The sequence below is a fragment of the Parafrankia sp. Ea1.12 genome, from assembly GCF_900465275.1.
Lineage (GTDB): Bacteria > Actinomycetota > Actinomycetes > Frankiales > Frankiaceae > Parafrankia > Parafrankia soli.
Window position 1 is genome coordinate 1 of sequence record NZ_UBIZ01000290.1, and the last position, 244, is coordinate 244.

Sequence of the window (244 nt, forward strand, 5' to 3'; positions counted from 1 at the left end):
TTTCTTCTTTGCCATTCCTGCTCTGCCAGCGAGGGTGGAAAGGACCGGCCCCGCCGCCGACGCCATGATCGGTTTTGTCTGGTCACCCGCCCGCGGGAAAGCGTATGCCGCCCGTGCGGGCCGACCGTGCGGCCAGGACGGCCACGAGCGCGGCGATCTCCTCCGGGGTCGCGTCCCCGCGGACCAGCCGCAGGTGCGCCCGGCCGGGAAGCTCGTCGGGTCTGTCGGCCACCGGCCGTTCCTC

Annotated in this window: 1 protein-coding gene; it reads right to left on the bottom strand. The window is 72.1% G+C overall.

Annotation, left to right across the window (positions count from 1 at the left end; genetic code table 11):
• Window positions 1–82: 82 nt before the first annotated feature.
• A complete protein-coding gene (locus FMEAI12_RS39240) occupies window positions 83–232 on the bottom strand; it encodes an acyl-CoA carboxylase epsilon subunit (RefSeq protein WP_112106400.1) in 150 nt (49 codons plus the stop codon).
• Window positions 233–244 lie beyond the last annotated feature (12 nt).